Origin of the sequence: Enterobacter sp. MGH 33, assembly GCF_000534535.1 — a bacterium.
Classification (GTDB): Bacteria; Pseudomonadota; Gammaproteobacteria; order Enterobacterales; family Enterobacteriaceae; genus Enterobacter; species Enterobacter hormaechei_C.
The window spans coordinates 2,839,687-2,857,821 of the sequence record NZ_KI973212.1; the positions used below are offsets into that span (position 1 = coordinate 2,839,687).

Sequence of the window (18,135 nt, forward strand, 5' to 3'; positions counted from 1 at the left end):
TAAACTCATAACAATACGCTTTCAAAAGGATTTTTTATTTATGACAACCTTCTACACCGTGGTGAGTTGGCTGGTCATTTTAGGATACTGGCTGTTAATTGCCGGGGTGACGTTGCGCATTCTGATGAAACGCAGAGCGGTACCTTCCGCCATGGCCTGGCTTCTGATTATCTACATTCTGCCGCTGGTGGGCATCATCGCCTATCTATCTTTCGGTGAACTTCATCTGGGTAAACGCCGCGCCGAACGCGCCCGCGCCATGTGGCCCTCCACGGCGAAATGGCTTGCCGACCTTAAAGCCTGCAAGCATATCTTCGCTGAAGAGAACAGTAGCGTGGCCGCATCTCTGTTCAAGCTGTGCGAACGCCGCCAGGGGATTGCTGGGGTAAAAGGCAATCAGCTGCAACTGATGACCTCTTCTGATGATGTGATGCAGGCGCTGATCCGTGATATCCAGCTCGCCCGGCATAATATCGAGATGGTGTTTTATATCTGGCAGCCGGGCGGCATGGCGGACCAGGTCGCCGAATCGCTAATGGCCGCTGCACGTCGCGGTATCCACTGCCGCCTGATGCTGGACTCCGCCGGCAGCGTGGCCTTTTTCCGTAGCCCGTGGGCAGGCATGATGCGCAACGCCGGTATCGAGGTGGTCGAGGCGCTGAAAGTGAATCTTTTCCGCGTCTTTCTGCGTCGCATGGATCTCCGCCAGCACCGGAAAATGGTTCTGATCGATAACTATATCGCCTACACCGGCAGCATGAACATGGTTGACCCCCGCTTCTTCAAGCAGGATTCCGGCGTGGGGCAATGGATCGATCTGATGGCGCGGATGGAGGGACCGATCGCGACCTCAATGGGCATCGTCTACTCCTGCGACTGGGAAATTGAAACCGGGAAACGCATTCTTCCCCCGCCGCCGGATGGCAATATCATGCCGTTTGAGGAAGCCAGCGGGCACACTATCCACACTATCGCCTCCGGTCCTGGCTTCCCGGAAGATCTGATCCATCAGGCACTGCTTACCGCCGCCTACTCCGCGCGGGAATATCTGATCATGACCACGCCCTATTTCGTTCCCAGCGACGACCTTCTGCATGCCATCTGTACAGCGGCACAGCGCGGAGTGGATGTGAGCATTATTATGCCGCGCAAGAACGATTCGCTGCTGGTGGGATGGGCAAGCCGCGCGTTCTTTAGTGAGCTGCTGGCCGCAGGCGTTAAAATTTATCAGTTCGAAGGCGGCCTGTTACACACCAAGAGCGTGCTGGTGGACGGAGAGCTGAGCCTGGTGGGTACCGTCAACCTCGATATGCGCAGTCTGTGGCTGAATTTTGAAATTACGCTGGTCATTGATGACGCCGGGTTCGGTGGCGATCTGGCGGCGGTTCAGGACGATTATATCTCCCGCTCACGCCTGCTGGACGCCAGATTGTGGGCGAAACGTCCGCTCTGGCAGCGAATTGCCGAACGACTGTTTTACTTCTTTAGTCCGTTGCTGTAAAACGTGCCCAACGATGTTTAACAGGTAGTCATCATGGAAATGGATCTGAACAATCGCCTGACCGAAGACGAAACGCTCGAACAGGCCTACGATATTTTTCTCGAGCTGGCGGTCGATAATCTCGACCCTGCTGACGTCATTCTTTTCAACCTGCAATTCGAAGAGCGTGGCGGTGCTGAGCTGTTCGATCCGGCTGAAGACTGGGCCGAACATGTCGATTTTGATCTCAACCCGGACTTCTTCGCCGAGGTGGTGATTGGCCTTGCAGATGAAGACGGCGGAGAAATTAACGACATCTTTGCCCGCGTCCTGCTGTGCCGCGAGAAAGATCACAAACTGTGCCATATCCTCTGGCGCGAATAATAAAAAAGGCTGCCCGCGCAGCCTTTTTATTTAATCCGGTAAGGCATTTCCACAGCGGTGACAAAACCGCGCGCCGGGTTCATGATTCCCCTGCTGACAATTCGGACATTTGCGTTGCTGCTTGCAGTTCTGGAAGGCGCTGCTCATATGGGTGGTAATTAACCCCGTCGGAATCGCTATCACCGAATAGCCGATCAGGATAAGAACCGATGCCACAATACGTCCGAGCGGCGTATGCGGGGTAATATCGCCATAGCCCACGGTGGTCACCGTGACGATAGCCCAGTAAACAGACGCATTAAGCGTGGTAAACCCGTATTTCGGCCCTTCGATTAAATACATCAGGGAGCCAAAAACGATCATCACGATAGCAATAAACGAATAGAAGAGAATCAGCTGGTGGCGGGCGCTGACAATGGCAACCCAAAAAACCCGCAGCGACGGCATAAAGCGCAGCAGTTTGAGAATCCGTAACACACGAATCGCCCGCATTGCACGCCAGGCAAACACATAATTCAAGCTGATCTCAGGCCACAGCCACATGACATACAGCGGCAGGATGGTGGCTAAATCAATAAATCCCCAGAAGCTGAAAACGTATTTCGCCGGATTTGGCCAGCTAATGACCCTCAGCACATATTCCGCAGTAAACACCAGCGTGACAATCAATTCCAGCCAGACGAAAACGTGCCACTCCTCATACGTCATGTGGTACTGCGTTCCGGCGCCGGATTCGATAAAGATAATAATGACGCTAATCAGCGCAAATAAACCACACAGACCTTCGAAGCGGCGACCGGAAACCGTTTCAGGATCAAATAAAAGGTGATACAGCCGCTGGCGGGCCGACGTGAATAATCGCGACACATTAACCTCGAAAAATAAGGGCTGACATCATGTCAGCCCTTGCGATTATAACGGGTCTACTTTCAGGCAGGAAACCGCATGTCGGAAACTGCCCTCCAGAACCGGCCGTGTTTTTGCACATTCCGGCCCGGCTATTGGACATCGAGTACGGAATACGCAGCCTGAAGGCGGGTTGATTGGCGAAGGCAGTTCACCTTCCAGAAGCTGAATGGTTTTATTTTTTTCCAGATCGGGGTCCGGAACGGGAACCGCAGACATCAGCGCTTTGGTATAAGGGTGCAGAGGATTATGGTACACCTCATCATACGTGCCCAGCTCCACGGCGTGGCCCAGATACATGACCAGCACACGGTCCGAAATGTGTTTTACCACCGCCAGATCGTGGGCGATGAAGATCAGCGACAGCCCCATTTCCCGTTGCAGTTTCTGTAGCAGGTTAACCACCTGGGCCTGGATGGAAACGTCCAGCGCCGAAACCGGCTCATCACAGATAATCAGTTTTGGTTCAAGGATCAACGCGCGTGCGATACCGATACGCTGGCACTGACCGCCGGAAAACTCGTGTGGGTAGCGGTTGATGAGGTTAGGCAGCAGACCCACCTTGAGCATCATCGCTTTCACCCGATCGCGAATTTCCTGGCGCGGCATCTTCGGATGATAGGTGCGCAGCGGCTCGGCAATGATTTCGCCAATGGTCATACGCGGGTTCAGGGACGCCAGCGGATCCTGGAAAATCATCTGGATGTCGCTGCGCACGTCGCGCCATTCATCCGGCTTCATCCCCAGCAGATCTTTGCCAAGCCAGGCCACTTTCCCGTCGGTGGCCTTCACCAGGCCGATGATCGCACGCGCAAACGTCGATTTGCCGCAGCCGGATTCGCCTACCACGCCCAGGGTCTCGCCTTCGTACAGGCGTAGCGTGACGCCATCCACCGCTTTCAGGGTTTTGGCTGGCTGCCAGAACCACTGTTTACCGTCTTTGATATCGAAATGGACCTTCAGGTCAGCGATTTCGAGCAGCACATTTCTTTTTTCGTCGATCGCGTTCATACCAGCTCCTCCAGCGGCTTAAAGCAGGCGCGCAGACGGCCTGGGGCAAACGCTTCCAGCGGCGGTGCGCTGTTACAGATTTCCATCGCATGCGGACAACGCGGCTGGAACGGGCAGCCTTTTGGCAGACGCAGCAGGTTTGGCGGGTTACCCGGGATAGTCAGCAGCGACTCCCCTTCCGCATCAAGACGCGGAACGGCATTCAACAGCCCGATAGAGTACGGATGGGCTGGCTGATAGAACACATCGCGGGCATTACCGTATTCCATCGTGCGGCCTGCATACATGACTAACACTTTGTCGCAGATCCCGGCAACGACGCCTAAATCGTGGGTGATCATAATGATGGCGGTGTTGAACTCGCGCTTCAGCTCGTTCAGCAACGTCATGATCTGCGCCTGGACGGTCACGTCCAGGGCGGTGGTTGGTTCATCAGCGATCAGCAGTTTTGGCCGACAAAGCAATGCCATCGCGATCATGACGCGCTGGCGCATACCGCCGGAGAATTCGTGCGGATACATGCGCATGCGCTTGCGTGCCTCAGGCATTTTCACCGCATCCAGCATTTTGACGGACTCTTCAAACGCTTCGGCTTTGCCCAGCCCCTTGTGGAGCATCAGCACTTCCATCAGCTGTTCGCCCACCCGCATATAGGGGTTCAGGGACGTCATCGGATCCTGGAAAATCATTGAAATCTGCTCGGCGCGCAGCTTGTTCAGCTCATGTTCCGGCAAATTCAGGATCTCTTTCCCGTTAAACGTCGCCGAACCGCCGATCACGCCGTTTGACGCCAGCAGGCCCATCAGCGCGAATGCGGTCTGGGATTTACCGGAACCGGATTCGCCCACAATGCCCAGCGTTTCACCGGCACGCAGGTCGAAGTTGAGATCGTTAACGGCAGTAACATCACCGTCAGGGGTTTTAAACGTCACGCGGAGGTCTTTAACGTCCAGCAGTGCGCTGGTCCGCTGTTGCGCCTGTGGCGCGGTTGCCGTTTCAATAATGGTCATGACGGCGCTCCTTAACGGTCTTTCGGGTCGAGGGCATCACGCAGGCCATCGCCGATAAAGTTGAAACAGAACAGGGTGACGACCAGGAAGCCCGCCGGATACAGCAGTAACCACGGTGACACTTCCATGGAGTTTGCGCCATCACTTAACAGAGCGCCCCAGCTACTCAACGGCTCTTGCGTACCTAATCCCAGGAAGCTCAGGAAAGATTCAAACAGGATCATACTTGGCACCAGCAGGGAGGCGTACACCACCACCACGCCCAGCACGTTAGGAACGATATGACGCACCACAATATTGGCGGTAGAAACGCCGCCAACCTGTGCGGCTTCGATAAACTCCTTACGTTTGAGGCTCAGCGTCTGGCCGCGCACAATACGCGCCATATCCAGCCAGGACACCATCCCGATCGCCACGAAGATTAGCAGGATATTTTGACCAAAGAAGGTCACCAGCAGAATGACGAAGAACATGAACGGGAAGGAGTTCAGGATTTCTAGCAGACGCATCATCACGGAGTCCACTTTCCCGCCGAGGTAACCGGAAAGCGAGCCGTAAAGCGTGCCGACAATCACCGCCACCAGCGCCGCCGCGATGCCAACCATCAGGGAGATACGGCCGCCAATCGCCACACGCACCAGCAAATCACGCCCGGAGGAGTCGGTGCCGAAATAGTGCCCGGATTCCATATCCGGCGCGCTGGACATCATGCCCCAGTCCGTATCGAAATAGGTGAACTGGGAGAGCATTGGTGCCAGGGTTACGAACAGCGCGATAAGCACCAGCACGACCAGGCTGGCAACGGCGGCACGGTTATGCATAAAACGACGGCGGGCGTCCTGCCAAAGGCTACGACCTTCGACCTCCAGCTTTTCACTGAAGTTTTCCAGCGCCTCGCTGTTTTTCTTACTCAACATCATGGCGTGCTCCAGTTAGTAACGGATTTTCGGGTCGATAACGGCATATAGCACATCGACAACGGCATTAAACAGAATGGTCAGCGCGCCCACGAGGATCGTCAGGCTCAGCACCAGCGAATAGTCACGGTTAAGCGCCCCGTTAACAAACAGCTGCCCGATGCCCGGCAGGCCATAAATGGTTTCAATCACCATTGAACCCGTGATAATGCCGACAAAAGCCGGACCCATATAGGAGAGTACCGGTAACAGTGCAGGCTTGAGGGCATGACGGAAAATAATCCGGCGCATCGGCAGCCCTTTCGCACGGGCGGTACGGATGAAGTTCGAGTGCAGGACTTCAATCATTGAACCGCGGGTAATACGGGCGATGCTGGCGATGTAGGCCAGAGATAATGCCACCATCGGCAATATCATGAACTTCAGCGCCCCGCCGTTCCAGCCGCCCCCGGGAAGCCATTTCAGGGTTATGGCGAATATCATGACCAGCAACGGCGCGACAACGAAGCTGGGGATAACCACCCCGGTCATTGCGACCCCCATTACGGCGTAATCCCATCGGGTATTTTGTTTTAGCGCTGCGATAACGCCCGCAGTGACACCGAGAACAACGGCCAGGATAAATGCAGCAGCCCCTAATTTAGCCGATACCGGGAAGCTGGACGCCACCAGGTCGTTAACGGAATAGTCTTTATATTTAAATGACGGACCAAAATCACCGTGTGCAAGCTGCTTCAGATAGTTGAAGTACTGCGTGGTGATAGGATCGTTTAAATGGTATTTCGCTTCGATGTTGGCCATAACTTCTGGCGGAAGCGTGCGTTCACCGGTAAAAGGACTGCCCGGTGCAAGACGCATCATGAAGAAGGAAATTGTAATTAGAATAAATAACGTTGGAATCGCTTCAAGACAGCGACGCAGGATAAATTTCAACATTGCCCGTACCTTCTGGCGTGTGCCTGATGAATGTTACAAAATAGACACAGTGGGGCAAGCTCGCTCGCCCCACGTATTGCCATTAATGCTTGATAATATAAAGATTCTTAACGGAAATATTATCCAACGGGTCTTTACCGGTATAACCCCCTACCCATGGTTTCACCAGGCGGGCGTTAACGTAGTAGTAAACCGGAACGATCGCAGAGTCTTTATCGAGCTGTTGTTCTGATTTCGCGTACAGATCGGCGCGCTGGGCGTCATCTGCCACCTTCAGGGTTTCGCCAATCAGCTTATCAAACGCCGGGCTCTTATAGTGTGCGGTATTGTTCGAACTGTCGCTCAGCATGGTGTTCAGGAATGAAGTCGGTTCGTTATAGTCCGCACACCATCCTGCACGAGCCACGTCAAAGGTTCCCTGGTGGCGCGTATCGAGGAAGGTTTTCCATTCCTGGTTTTCCAGCTTCACGTTCACGCCGAGGTTTTTCTTCCAGATTGACGCGACGGCAATAGCCAGCTTTTTATGCAGATCGGAGGTGTTGTACAGCAGGCTAAAGGTCAGCGGCTTGTCGGCGGTATAGCCAGCTTCAGCCAGCAGTTTTTTCGCTTCTTCGTTACGTTTTTCCTGGGACCATTTGAACCATTCAGGTTCAACCAGCTTCATACCGTCGGTGTAAGGCGGGGTGTAGCTGTAAGCCGGCAGGTCGCCCTGATTCTTCACTTTATTCACGATAATGTCGCGATCCAGAGCCAGCTTCAGTGCGGTACGAACACGTACGTCGGTGAACGGTGCTTTCTGGTTGTTAATTTCGTAATAGTAGGTGCACAGATACGGATCGACGTGAACTTCTTTAGGTATCTCTTTTTTCAGCTTCTGGAACAGTTCAATCGGCATATTGTTATAGGTCATGTCGATTTCACCGCTGCGGTAGCGGTTTACGTCCGTCACTTCAGAAGAGATTGGCAGGTAGGTGACCTGATTGATAACGGTCTTCGCATTATCCCAATACTGCGGGTTGCGCTCCAGCACCATACGTTCGTTAACGACCCAGTCCTTCAGCTTATATGCACCGTTGGTCACGATATTCGCAGGCTGCGTCCATTTTTCACCAAATTTTTCTACTGCGGATTTTGGTACCGGGGAGACGGACGGGTGAACCAGCAGCTTATAGAAGTACGGAACAGGTTCGCTCAACGTCACTTCAAAGGTGTTGGCATCGATGGCTTTTACGCCCAGGTCGGTAACTGGCTTTTTACCCGTGATGATGTCATCGATATTGGCAATATGGCCATACTGGAGGTAACTCGCATACGGGGAGGCGGTATTCGGATCCGCCAGACGCTGCCAGCTATAGACGAAATCTTCGGCGGTAACCGGCGTACCGTCGGACCATTTCGCATCTTTACGCAGATGGAAGGTCCAGACTTTAAAATCTTTGTTGTCCCATTTTTCCGCCACGCCCGGAGCCGGGTGGCCGTCTACGTCAGTCACCAGCAGACCTTCAAACAGATCGCGGTTAACGTTAGACTCTGGAACACCTTCAATTTTGTGCGGATCAAGAGACTGCACTTCCGCACCGTTATTACGTACCAGCGTTTGCTTCTCAGCCAGCTGAACACCAGCAGGAACGTCCGCAGCCATTGCAGCGTTGCCCGCGATTAGCGCAGTTAAAATCCCCGCCGCTACCAGACTTTTTTTTGTGATGATGGACATTGTGTTGATACTCCACTCATTATAATGACCGGCCTTCGCCAGTTGTGTAATCCCCTGTTGGGGCCTGTACAGCGCAGGAGTTTTTTTTGCTACTGTCAGGTTCTTTTTTTACTTCTTGCTATCACCGACTTCATTATTACTGACCGCTCGTACGGCGGTCTTGCGTCGATTCTTTACACCTCTCCCCTGTCAGAGAGATGCGTTGGATATCTTATGTGAGGGCTATATGAAAATAGTTCTCATCAACTTGTTTAATGCTGCAAAATATAAGGCCGGAAAGTACCAAATGGTGCCAACTCTCGCCAATACATTTTGCAAATTTGTTAAGCATTTCTCTTTTACGATGGCTGGCATAACTATGGTGCCAGCCCTGGCTTACGCCGAAATCAACAAAAAGAGATGTAATTCATACAGATAAGAAATTTTGTTGCTACAAACGCGACGACAAAGCTTGGCTGAACGATTTTTCACGATAATTTAACAATTGATTATTATTTAGCACATTCGTCTGAGTCAGCGTCGAAATTACTAATATCATTTCGGTTATCTGTCAGCAAGCCCCAGAGTATCATGTGAGTAAAATAACAGAGGGTTTGAGGGATTTATGCGCGGCACGGGGAAATGAAAATAAACAACCCCTTGAAAAACAACAAAAGAGGATTATTAGTAGAACTTATTATGACTGGCGCCTATTTCAACTTTATTTATATGATTTGCAGATAATCACGTAAAAAAAACGGAGCCGCTGGCTCCGCTCTTTCAAATGAAAGTCAGTGTACTAACCCGGGGAATATACTTTTAATACCGGTAACGATAAATTCGATGCCCAACGCCATTAACAACAGACCCATGATACGAGTAATCACGTTGATGCCCGTTTGTCCCAGCAAGCGAACCAGCCATGGCGCCATACGAAATACACCCCAGCAGCACAGCGCGAACAGCGCAATAGCGACGGAAAAGCCAATCAGGTGCATCAGGCTGTGGTAGCGCGTTCCCCAGACAATAGTGGAACTGATCGCCCCCGGGCCCGCCATCAGCGGCAGTGCCAGTGGCACGACCCCGATGCTCTCGCGGATAGCTGTCTCTGATTTTTCCTGCTTGTTCTGTTTATCCTCCCCCAGCTTGCCGCTGATCATCGACATGGCAATCGTCACCACCAGGATCCCGCCTGCTATACGGAACGAATCAATTGAGATGCCGAAGACCTGAAGAATGGCGTCTCCGAGATAAAGAGAGGTAAGTAGGATGATCGCCACCGACAGGTTTGCCGTCAGGTTGGTTTTATTTCGTGCCGCAGCCGTCTGATAACTGGTCATACTAATGAAGACAGGGATGATCCCTACCGGGTTAACCAGAGCAAACAAGCCGATAAAAAACTTGAAATATGTAGGGAAATCAAAGAGCGTTTGAATCACATTAAGCTCCGCAATTGAGCATGGCCAGGGATAAACTGCGTGTCATGATAAATCCGCGCTGAAGATACGCTTTTTAGCCGCATACTTCACCAGAAATCTGTTCTTAAACGTTATCAATTCATGATGTTAAACATTTGTGTAATCAATGATATCGCTGCTTCCAATAGTTACTTAATTATTTAACAGTAGAATAATTAGCACAAAATAACCCTGCTGAAAGGTATCAGCTTAGGACAAAATTGATCTCGATCATAATTTTCGTACTCAGAAGTGAGTAATCTTGGTTACGCCGCCAGGGAGATCACCTATCAAAAAGGTATGATGCTAAGGTAAGGCTCTTTTAGTAAATTAGTGAGCTGGAGCAGTGAGTAATCCTTTGTTTTACTGTGTGTTACGCAAGTGGGATCGGCTCTGACTATACTGTCAGACGTATCGAGCGCTGGTTTACTAAAAGAGTTTAAACATTATCAGGAGAGCATTATGGCTGTTACCAATATCGCTGAACTGAACGCCCTCGTCGAGCGCGTAAAAAAAGCCCAGCGTGAATATGCCAATTTCACCCAAGAACAGGTTGATAAAATCTTCCGCGCGGCCGCTCTGGCTGCTGCTGATGCTCGAATCCCTCTCGCTAAAATGGCTGTTGCCGAATCCGGCATGGGTATCGTTGAAGATAAAGTGATCAAAAACCACTTTGCTTCAGAGTATATCTACAACGCCTATAAAGATGAGAAAACCTGCGGTGTGCTGTCAGAAGACGATACTTTCGGCACCATCACCATCGCAGAACCGATCGGCATCATTTGCGGTATCGTTCCAACCACTAACCCAACCTCTACCGCCATCTTCAAATCTCTCATCAGTCTGAAGACACGTAACGCAATCATTTTCTCCCCGCATCCACGTGCGAAGGACGCCACCAACAAAGCAGCAGATATCGTGCTTCAGGCTGCCATTGCGGCGGGTGCGCCAAAAGATCTCATCGGCTGGATCGACCAACCTTCTGTTGAACTGTCCAACGCCCTGATGCATCACCCGGACATTAACCTGATTCTGGCGACCGGTGGTCCTGGTATGGTTAAAGCTGCGTACAGCTCCGGTAAACCAGCCATCGGCGTAGGCGCAGGTAATACCCCTGTGGTGATCGACGAAACGGCTGATATCAAGCGTGCTGTTGCCTCTGTGCTGATGTCTAAAACCTTCGATAACGGCGTTATCTGTGCATCTGAACAGTCTGTTGTCGTGGTTGATTCGGTATACGACGCCGTTCGTGAACGTTTCGCCAGCCACGGCGGCTACCTGTTGCAAGGTAAAGAACTGAAAGCCGTTCAGGACGTGATTCTGAAAAATGGTGCGCTGAACGCGGCTATCGTAGGTCAGCCTGCGTATAAAATCGCTGAGCTCGCTGGCTTTAGCGTCCCTGCTACCACCAAGATTCTGATTGGTGAAGTGAAAGTCGTTGATGAAAGTGAGCCGTTTGCTCACGAGAAACTCTCCCCGACGCTGGCAATGTACCGTGCGAAAGATTTCGATGACGCGGTAGATAAAGCAGAGAAGCTGGTGGCGATGGGCGGTATCGGCCACACCTCTTGCCTGTACACCGACCAGGATAACCAGCCTGAGCGTGTTGCTTACTTCGGTCAGAAGATGAAGACGGCACGTATCCTGATCAACACCCCTGCTTCTCAGGGTGGTATCGGTGACCTGTACAACTTCAAACTCGCACCTTCCCTGACTCTGGGTTGTGGTTCCTGGGGTGGTAACTCCATCTCTGAAAACGTTGGTCCAAAACACCTGATCAACAAGAAAACCGTTGCTAAGCGAGCTGAAAACATGTTGTGGCACAAACTTCCGAAATCTATCTACTTCCGCCGCGGCTCTCTGCCAATCGCGCTGGATGAAGTGATTACTGATGGCCACAAACGTGCGCTCATCGTGACCGACCGTTTCCTGTTCAACAATGGCTATGCAGACCAGATCACCTCTGTTCTGAAAGCGGCTGGCGTCGAAACTGAAGTCTTCTTTGAAGTTGAAGCTGACCCAACCCTGAGCGTTGTACGTAAAGGCGCTGAACTGGCGAACTCCTTCAAACCTGATGTGATCATCGCACTGGGTGGCGGTTCCCCAATGGACGCCGCGAAAATTATGTGGGTGATGTACGAACATCCGGAAACTCACTTCGAAGAACTGGCGCTGCGCTTTATGGATATCCGTAAACGTATCTACAAGTTCCCGAAAATGGGTGTGAAAGCGAAAATGATCGCCGTCACCACCACTTCCGGTACTGGTTCAGAAGTGACGCCATTTGCCGTTGTGACTGATGACGCAACCGGTCAGAAATACCCGCTGGCTGACTACGCACTGACGCCAGATATGGCTATCGTTGACGCCAACCTGGTCATGGAAATGCCGAAATCACTGTGTGCGTTCGGTGGTCTGGATGCGGTAACTCACGCTCTGGAAGCTTACGTTTCCGTACTGGCTTCTGAGTTCTCTGACGGTCAGGCTTTGCAGGCGCTGAAACTGCTGAAAGAAAACCTGCCAGCTTCTTACAACGAAGGTTCGAAAAACCCTGTTGCGCGTGAACGTGTACACAGTGCGGCAACCATCGCGGGCATTGCGTTTGCTAACGCCTTCCTGGGTGTCTGTCACTCCATGGCGCACAAGCTGGGTTCACAGTTCCACATTCCTCACGGTCTGGCGAACGCCCTGTTGATCAGCAACGTTATCCGCTATAACGCCAACGACAACCCAACCAAGCAGACTGCATTCAGCCAGTACGACCGCCCACAGGCGCGCCGTCGTTATGCTGAAATCGCAGATCACCTCGGTCTGAGCGCACCGGGCGACCGTACTGCCGCGAAGATCGAGAAACTGCTGGCATGGCTGGAGAGCCTGAAGGCTGAACTGGGTATTCCTAAATCTATCCGCGAAGCAGGCGTTCAGGAAGCTGACTTCCTCGCTCACGTAGATAAGCTGTCTGAAGATGCATTCGATGACCAGTGTACTGGTGCTAACCCGCGCTACCCACTGATTTCCGAACTGAAACAGATCCTGCTGGATACTTATTACGGTCGTAACTTCACTGAAAGCGATGTCGCTGCCGTAAAAGTTGAAATCCCCGCAGTTGTAAAGGCTGACAAGAAAGCGAAGAAAAATGCTTGATTGACAGTATGATAAAAAAACCCGCCGCTGGCGGGTTTTTTTATATCTGAGGATCCGTAAAACATTCTTATTATTTTCGATTGTCGCCCTGTAACGCCGTCAGCGAGCCTACAGCCAGCGCCTCTTTATAATGCTTGCGGCAGACCGAGACATAACGTTCATTGCCTCCTATCACCACCTGCTCGCCATCAGCATAGGGTTTACCCGACTGGTCCAGGCGAAGAACCATACTTGCCTTGCGGCCACAAAAGCAGATTGTTTTCAGCTCAACCAGCTTATCCGACCAGGCCAGTAGATACTGACTGCCGGCAAATAATTCCCCACGAAAATCGGTACGTAATCCATAGCAAAGAACGGGAATATCCAGCTCATCAACGACCTCTGAAAGCGCATGGACCTGCTCTCGGGTCAGGAACTGGCTTTCATCTACCAAAACGCAATGGACAGGCTTGAAGGCATGCTCGGCACGAATGTCCTCCAGCAGGTCCGTTTCAGGGTTAAACAGCCTTGCAGGCGACGAGAGCCCTATTCTTGAGCTCACCTTCCCTGCCCCAAAGCGATCGTCGATTTCGGCGGTATAAACAACGGTACGCATCCCCCGCTCCTGATAATTGTATGAGGATTGCAGTAACGCCGTCGATTTCCCTGCATTCATTGCCGAATAGTAGAAATAAAGTTGTGCCATTGGCCGAAGAACCCTAATCAATGTGTAATATTCCCGATGGATCATTGTACCATATTTTGTACCGTCATCAGCGGCGGGCTGCGCTCTCCAGCCTGCCATGCATCAGTAAATCCTTCGCGAATAGGGCAAAATAATGCGTTAAAACAGGCAGTAAAGGCATTAAACACTGACAATAAGGTGAGTCCGCAACCAGAGATAACACTTCTTTTTATAGTGTCTTCTTCGTTCATTAAAATTCACTATTTATTAACTATTCTTGTCTTCGCTGCGCTTACTCGGGGTAATACAAAAGGCTGATATTTATCAATCGCAACTATAATTCCTGAGGTAAAAGTCACAAAACATACACGCAAATGACGCGCTTTTGCCGTTTGAAACGATATCTCACAGACCCAACAAACAATGAAATTTAAGTTAGGGAAGGTGCGAACAAGTTCCTGATATGAGATCATCATATTCATCCGGAGCGCATCCCAGAGGGACATCATGAGCCATCAACTCACCTTCGCCGATAGTGAATTCAGCACTAAGCGCCGTCAGACCCGAAAAGAGATTTTCCTCTCCCGCATGGAGCAGATTCTGCCATGGCAGAATATGACCGCTGTCATCAAGCCGTTTTATCCCAAGGCGGGCAATGGCCGACGGCCCTATCCGCTGGAGACCATGCTGCGTATTCACTGCATGCAGCATTGGTACAACCTGAGCGACGGTGCCATGGAAGATGCCCTGTACGAAATCGCCTCCATGCGTCTGTTTGCCCGGTTATCCCTGGATAGCGCCTTGCCGGACCGCACCACCATCATGAATTTCCGCCACCTGCTGGAGCAGCATCAACTGGCCCGCCAATTGTTCAAGACCATCAATCGCTGGCTGGCCGAAGCAGGCGTCATGATGACTCAAGGCACCTTGGTCGATGCCACCATCATTGAGGCACCCAGCTCGACCAAGAACAAAGAGCAGCAACGCGATCCGGAGATGCATCAGACCAAGAAAGGAAATCAGTGGCACTTTGGCATGAAGGCCCACATTGGTGTCGATGCCAAGAGTGGCCTGACCCACAGCCTAGTCACCACCGCGGCCAACGAGCATGACCTCAATCAGCTGGGTAATCTGCTGCATGGAGAGGAGCAATTTGTCTCAGCCGATGCCGGCTACCAAGGGGCGCCACAGCGCGAGGAGCTGGCCGAGGTGGATGTGGACTGGCTGATCGCCGAGCGCCCCGGCAAGGTAAGAACCTTGAAACAGCATCCACGCAAGAACAAAACGGCCATCAACATCGAATACATGAAAGCCAGCATCCGGGCCAAGGTGGAGCACCCATTTCGCATCATCAAGCGACAGTTCGGCTTCGTGAAAGCCAGATACAAGGGGTTGCTGAAAAACGATAACCAACTGGCGATGTTATTCACGCTGGCCAACCTGTTTCGGGCGGACCAAATGATACGTCAGTGGGAGAGATCTCACTAAAAACTGGGGATAACGCCTTAAATGGCGAAGAAACGGTCTAAATAGGCTGATTCAAGGCATTTACGGGAGAAAAAATCGGCTCAAACATGAAGAAATGAAATGACTGAGTCAGCCGAGAAGAATTTCCCCGCTTATTCGCACCTTCCTTAGCGTAATTAATAATAGCGTCGTTTATTTTGTATTTTTTGAATTCCTTACATTCCCACCTATTGCACAAGTGAAATTAAGGCTCTATTATTAGGACAACAAACCCACCCCCATTATAAGTTTGAGATTACTACAATGAGCGAAGCACTTAAAATTCTGAACAACATCCGTACTCTTCGTGCGCAGGCAAGAGAATGTACCCTTGAGACGCTTGAAGAAATGCTCGAAAAATTAGAAGTTGTAGTTAACGAACGTCGTGAAGAAGAAAGCGCTGCTGCGGCTGAAATCGAAGAACGTACACGTAAACTGCAACAGTATCGTGAAATGCTGATTGCCGATGGTATCGATCCAAACGAATTGCTGAACAGCATGGCTGCGGCTAAAACCGGTACCAAAGCAAAACGCGCGGCACGTCCTGCTAAATATAGCTACATCGATGAGAACGGCGAAGAGAAAACCTGGACCGGCCAGGGCCGTACTCCTGCTGTAATCAAGAAAGCAATGGACGAACAAGGTAAACAACTGGATGACTTCCTGATCAAGGATTAATCTGGAAAGATTCTGAAAAATCCCGCTTAATGCGGGATTTTTTATGCCTGTAATATTTGCCCGAACATCTCCTTACATTCTGTCATATTGTGAGGCTCCCTATTTAACGTCCTTGACAATCCTCCGCCAATTACGGAGCGACAGGCATAAAAAAACCGGTGGGCATCGCTCCACCGGTCTTGTTCACTGGGCTGTGAGTTTATTACTTAATACCCACGCTACCTTTGAGCCAGGCTTTAAATTCTTCACCCAGGCTGTTATGGCGAATACCATATTCGACGAATGCCTGCATATAACCGAGCTTATTCCCGCAGTCATGGCTCTTACCTTTCATATGGTAGGCTTCCACGGTCTCTTTCTCGATCAGCATATCGATAGCATCCGTCAGCTGGATTTCATCGCCCGCACCCGGAGGCGTTTTCGCCAGCAGAGCCCAAATTTCAGCGCTCAGTACGTAACGACCAACGACAGCAAGGTTAGACGGCGCGACGTCCGCTTTAGGTTTTTCAACAACGCCAACCATCGGTACGCTTTCGCCAGGTTGCAGGTCAACGCCTTTGCAGTCAACCACGCCGTAAGCGGTCACGTCGTCGACTGGCTCAACCATAATCTGGCTGCTGCCGGTTTCGTCGAAGCGTTTAATCATTTCCGCCAGGTTTTCCTGGGAAAGATCGGACTCGTACTCATCAAGAATCACGTCAGGCAGAATAACCGCGACCGGCTCATCACCCACTACCGGGTGTGCACACAATACTGCGTGCCCCAGGCCTTTCGCCAGGCCCTGACGAACCTGCATAATGGTAACGTGTGGAGGGCAAATAGACTGCACTTCCTCCAGCAACTGGCGCTTAACGCGTTTTTCCAGCATTGCTTCGAGTTCGAAACTGGTATCGAAATGGTTTTCGATAGAGTTTTTAGATGAATGCGTCACCAGCACAATTTCGGTGATACCTGCTGCAATACATTCATTCACGACATACTGGATTAATGGCTTATCAACCAGAGGCAGCATCTCTTTTGGGATTGCCTTCGTCGCTGGCAACATCCTGGTACCCAATCCCGCCACCGGGATAACGGCCTTTCTGACTTTCGAATTAAGGGCAGCCATTGAAATTCTCCTGAACTGTTCAAGTTTTGAACTTTTATGCATTGAATAACGCGTTGAGTATACAGTCTCAGCCACTAATCCGGGTCTGAAAAGAACGCGTTGCCGATCAATTAAGACAAATACGCATGAAACTTGCAGCGATAGTAGCACTGCCAGCAAAAACACAGGTAAAGCAATCTGAAAAATAAAATCTGACTGCTTACTCCGTGGACAACATTAAGCGTAACCGCCCTCCGGCACCCCAAATTTGGCACTGCCAGGAGGTGCAGCGATGGCTAATTTGATTAAGGTAAGTATTTCCCAGCGTACCCAACGGCACACCGTTACTCACCTGAATATGGTGTTCGCCAGTATTCAGCGTGGCATTTAAACCCGCAGAGACCAGAATAAGGTTATTCAACCCGCTGTGATAATAGCCAACCAGAAGCGGGAACTGCCCCGGCAAATTGGCCTGGCGAAAAAGTTGGTTGACCTGTTTTAGTAAACTGCCTAACTCAGGAAGTCGTTGCCCCTGATGGGATAATTGTTCCTGTAGCAATCCATTAAACAGCGCACGGAGTAATAAGGCCGCCAGAACGCCGTTATCTCCCGCCCGGGTAACATCCAGGCAATAAAAAGCGAGGTCAGAATCTGATAGCGGCGCAATATCCAGCACCAGTCCAGGCTGGTCAGCCGCTACCAGCTGGCGATAATTTACTCTGCAATGAGAGATATTTTGCTGCACCGGCGGCTGAAGTTCCTGAAGCAGCTTCGCGGCCGCGAGCGGATTACTGACTAAAGCATCCCAGTCCTGGAAAAGACGTTCTTCTTCTTCCACCCGGGAATTAAACATATTGGGATACAGGCAGGCCAACACCGTTTCACGCAGACGGTTCAAATCTTTAACCGGTTTGAGCAGAATATCCTGCACACCTAAACGCAACGCCTTAGCAATATCCGCCATATTTTCGGTTGCCGAGATCACCAGTATCGGTGTCTGATAACCTTCATTACGCAGGTTTTCCACCAGCATTAATCCGTCCATGCGCGGCATCTCAAGGTCGCAGATCATCAGATCAGGCGCCATGCTGGCCATTTTTTCCAGTGCCTCGACGCCATCTTCGGCAAGGGACGTGGTTGCACCCAGTGAGGATAACCACGAATCCAGTAGCGATCGGAAAACGGGCTCGTCTTCTACTATCAAAATATGTTTTCCGGCCAATGGCTGTGTCATGGTTCCTCCCCTGGCTGACAGTTACTCA

General features: G+C 51.2%; 14 protein-coding genes and 1 pseudogene. 5 read left to right on the forward strand and 10 right to left on the reverse strand.

The window, feature by feature from the left end; all coding sequences use genetic code 11:
• Positions 1 to 40 precede the first annotated feature (40 nt).
• Both cls and L379_RS10690 read left to right on the forward strand, forming a co-directional pair.
• On the forward strand, positions 41 to 1,501 hold the full coding sequence (gene cls / locus L379_RS10695; RefSeq protein WP_003856750.1) for a cardiolipin synthase: 1,461 nt from the start codon (positions 41 to 43) through the stop codon (positions 1,499 to 1,501).
• A gap of 33 nt (positions 1,502 to 1,534) precedes the next feature.
• Complete coding sequence (locus L379_RS10690; protein WP_003856748.1) at positions 1,535 to 1,864, forward strand: HI1450 family dsDNA-mimic protein; 330 nt, start codon at positions 1,535 to 1,537, stop codon at positions 1,862 to 1,864.
• A gap of 30 nt (positions 1,865 to 1,894) precedes the next feature.
• Here the strand turns inward: L379_RS10690 and L379_RS10685 are convergent.
• The 7 genes and pseudogenes from L379_RS10685 to L379_RS10655 form a co-directional block, all read right to left on the reverse strand.
• Positions 1,895 to 2,762 (reverse strand): annotated as a pseudogene (locus tag L379_RS10685) (ion transporter).
• 14 nt (positions 2,763 to 2,776) lie between these two features.
• The gene (gene oppF, locus L379_RS10680; RefSeq protein ID WP_017384233.1) at positions 2,777 to 3,781 is read right to left on the reverse strand and encodes a murein tripeptide/oligopeptide ABC transporter ATP-binding protein OppF; all 1,005 of its coding nucleotides are present in this window, start codon (positions 3,779 to 3,781) and stop codon (positions 2,777 to 2,779) included.
• Positions 3,778 to 4,791 (reverse strand): ABC transporter ATP-binding protein, encoded by a 1,014-nt coding sequence (locus L379_RS10675; protein ID WP_017384234.1) that lies wholly within the window; start codon positions 4,789 to 4,791, stop codon positions 3,778 to 3,780. The genes oppF and L379_RS10675 overlap by 4 nt, the downstream gene beginning before the upstream one ends.
• An 11-nt stretch (positions 4,792 to 4,802) precedes the next feature.
• Positions 4,803 to 5,711 (reverse strand): oligopeptide ABC transporter permease OppC, encoded by a 909-nt coding sequence (gene oppC / locus L379_RS10670; RefSeq protein ID WP_003856740.1) that lies wholly within the window; start codon positions 5,709 to 5,711, stop codon positions 4,803 to 4,805.
• A gap of 12 nt (positions 5,712 to 5,723) precedes the next feature.
• The gene (gene oppB, locus L379_RS10665; RefSeq protein WP_003856738.1) at positions 5,724 to 6,644 is read right to left on the reverse strand and encodes an oligopeptide ABC transporter permease OppB; all 921 of its coding nucleotides are present in this window, start codon (positions 6,642 to 6,644) and stop codon (positions 5,724 to 5,726) included.
• 82 nt (positions 6,645 to 6,726) lie between these two features.
• The gene (gene oppA / locus L379_RS10660) at positions 6,727 to 8,358 is read right to left on the reverse strand and encodes an oligopeptide ABC transporter substrate-binding protein OppA (RefSeq protein WP_003856736.1); all 1,632 of its coding nucleotides are present in this window, start codon (positions 8,356 to 8,358) and stop codon (positions 6,727 to 6,729) included.
• Positions 8,359 to 9,128: 770 nt separating this feature from the next.
• Positions 9,129 to 9,776: a YchE family NAAT transporter gene (locus L379_RS10655; protein WP_017384236.1), complete on the reverse strand. Its 648-nt coding sequence runs from the start codon at positions 9,774 to 9,776 to the stop codon at positions 9,129 to 9,131.
• A 480-nt stretch (positions 9,777 to 10,256) separates the two neighbouring features.
• On the opposite strand from L379_RS10655, the gene adhE reads away from it, so the two are divergent.
• Positions 10,257 to 12,938: a bifunctional acetaldehyde-CoA/alcohol dehydrogenase gene (gene adhE / locus L379_RS10650; RefSeq protein WP_032103375.1), complete on the forward strand. Its 2,682-nt coding sequence runs from the start codon at positions 10,257 to 10,259 to the stop codon at positions 12,936 to 12,938.
• A gap of 70 nt (positions 12,939 to 13,008) precedes the next feature.
• Here the strand turns inward: adhE and tdk are convergent, their stop codons facing one another.
• Entirely contained in the window at positions 13,009 to 13,623 is a 615-nt protein-coding gene (tdk, locus tag L379_RS10645) for a thymidine kinase (RefSeq protein WP_026080678.1), read from the reverse strand.
• A 486-nt stretch (positions 13,624 to 14,109) separates the two neighbouring features.
• On the opposite strand from tdk, the gene L379_RS10640 reads away from it, so the two are divergent.
• On the forward strand, positions 14,110 to 15,090 hold the full coding sequence (locus L379_RS10640) for an IS5-like element IS5 family transposase (RefSeq protein WP_001575870.1): 981 nt from the start codon (positions 14,110 to 14,112) through the stop codon (positions 15,088 to 15,090).
• Positions 15,091 to 15,372: 282 nt separating this feature from the next.
• On the forward strand, positions 15,373 to 15,786 hold the full coding sequence (gene hns / locus L379_RS10635; protein WP_003856724.1) for a histone-like nucleoid-structuring protein H-NS: 414 nt from the start codon (positions 15,373 to 15,375) through the stop codon (positions 15,784 to 15,786).
• A 202-nt stretch (positions 15,787 to 15,988) separates the two neighbouring features.
• Here the strand turns inward: hns and galU are convergent, their stop codons facing one another.
• Entirely contained in the window at positions 15,989 to 16,894 is a 906-nt protein-coding gene (galU, locus tag L379_RS10630; protein ID WP_003856723.1) for a UTP--glucose-1-phosphate uridylyltransferase GalU, read from the reverse strand.
• Between the two features lie 199 nt (positions 16,895 to 17,093).
• Positions 17,094 to 18,107, reverse strand: coding sequence for a two-component system response regulator RssB (gene rssB / locus L379_RS10625; protein ID WP_003856721.1), 1,014 nt, complete (start codon positions 18,105 to 18,107; stop codon positions 17,094 to 17,096).
• Between the last annotated feature and the right edge of the window lie 28 nt (positions 18,108 to 18,135).

Excerpts from the sequence above, each read along its gene's own strand:
- cls (WP_003856750.1), top strand. The coding sequence starts at position 41 with ATGACAACCTTCTACACCGTGGTGAGTTGGCTGGTCATTTTAGGATAC.
- tdk (WP_026080678.1), bottom strand. The coding sequence starts at position 13,623 with ATGGCACAACTTTATTTCTACTATTCGGCAATGAATGCAGGGAAATCG.
- rssB (WP_003856721.1), bottom strand. The coding sequence starts at position 18,107 with ATGACACAGCCATTGGCCGGAAAACATATTTTGATAGTAGAAGACGAG.
- oppC (WP_003856740.1), bottom strand. The coding sequence starts at position 5,711 with ATGATGTTGAGTAAGAAAAACAGCGAGGCGCTGGAAAACTTCAGTGAA.
- L379_RS10675 (WP_017384234.1), bottom strand. The coding sequence starts at position 4,791 with ATGACCATTATTGAAACGGCAACCGCGCCACAGGCGCAACAGCGGACC.
- L379_RS10640 (WP_001575870.1), top strand. The coding sequence starts at position 14,110 with ATGAGCCATCAACTCACCTTCGCCGATAGTGAATTCAGCACTAAGCGC.
- adhE (WP_032103375.1), top strand. The coding sequence starts at position 10,257 with ATGGCTGTTACCAATATCGCTGAACTGAACGCCCTCGTCGAGCGCGTA.
- oppA (WP_003856736.1), bottom strand. The coding sequence starts at position 8,358 with ATGTCCATCATCACAAAAAAAAGTCTGGTAGCGGCGGGGATTTTAACT.
- galU (WP_003856723.1), bottom strand. The coding sequence starts at position 16,894 with ATGGCTGCCCTTAATTCGAAAGTCAGAAAGGCCGTTATCCCGGTGGCG.
- L379_RS10690 (WP_003856748.1), top strand. The coding sequence starts at position 1,535 with ATGGAAATGGATCTGAACAATCGCCTGACCGAAGACGAAACGCTCGAA.
- hns (WP_003856724.1), top strand. The coding sequence starts at position 15,373 with ATGAGCGAAGCACTTAAAATTCTGAACAACATCCGTACTCTTCGTGCG.
- oppF (WP_017384233.1), bottom strand. The coding sequence starts at position 3,781 with ATGAACGCGATCGACGAAAAAAGAAATGTGCTGCTCGAAATCGCTGAC.
- oppB (WP_003856738.1), bottom strand. The coding sequence starts at position 6,644 with ATGTTGAAATTTATCCTGCGTCGCTGTCTTGAAGCGATTCCAACGTTA.